We start from the raw sequence: 890 nt of genomic DNA, 5'->3' as shown, positions 1-890 counted from the left end.
TGCAGGCATTATTTCGGATATCCAATAACACCACAAAACGAAGTAACAGCGTACATGGCAAAAAGAATGCCAGAAGTAGGAGGAGTATTCTTACAAGCAGAAAGCGAAGTATCAGCAATAAACATGGTATACGGAGCAGGAGGAGCAGGAGCAAGAGTCCTTATAACATCATCAAGTCCAGGAATAAGCCTGATGCAAGAAGGAATATCATATATAGCAGGAGCAGAAGTACCATGCGTAATAGCCAACATAATGAGAGGGGGACCAGGATTAGGAGGAATACAGCCATCCCAATCAGACTACTTTCAAGCCACAAAAGGAGGAGGACATGGAGACTACAAGCTCATAGTCTTGGCACCATCAACAATACAAGAAATGGCAGAACTAGTACAACAAGCATTCCACATAGCTGACAAATACAGAAACCCCGTAATGATATTAGGAGACGGCATGTTAGGCCAAATGATGGAACCAGTAGACTTTGACATCCTAAAAAAAGAAGAAAACAAAATAGAAGAAAAACCATGGGCCACAACAGGCATGGGAACAAGAAACAAAAGAAACATCATAAACTCATTAGAATTAGACCCACAAGTATTAGAAAAACACAACATAGAAATATTCAAAAAATACGAAAAAGCAGCAAAAGAAGAAGTACGATATGAAATGACAAACTGTGAAGAAGCAGAAATAATACTTGTAGCATACGGCACAATAGCAAGAGTCGCCAAAAACGTAATCGAATTAGCAAAAAGAGAAAACATCAAAGTAGGCTTAATAAGGCCCATATCACTATGGCCATTTCCAGAAGAACCATTCAAAAAAACAAGAGATCACGTAAAAGCCTACCTAACCATAGAAATGAGCATGGGACAGATGGTAGAAGACGT

1 protein-coding gene is annotated in these 890 nt (G+C 39.3%); it reads left to right on the top strand.

Annotation, left to right across the window (positions count from 1 at the left end):
• Positions 1–890, top strand: an 890-nt coding sequence (vorB, locus tag BVF91_RS13015) for a 3-methyl-2-oxobutanoate dehydrogenase subunit VorB (RefSeq protein ID WP_085113767.1), incomplete at both ends; no start/stop codon positions are given.

Source organism: Thermoanaerobacterium sp. PSU-2 (assembly GCF_002102475.1).
Taxonomy (GTDB): domain Bacteria; phylum Bacillota; class Thermoanaerobacteria; order Thermoanaerobacterales; family Thermoanaerobacteraceae; genus Thermoanaerobacterium.
Note: the sequence above shows the minus strand (reverse complement) of the source record. Positions and strands in the feature narration are given on the sequence as shown.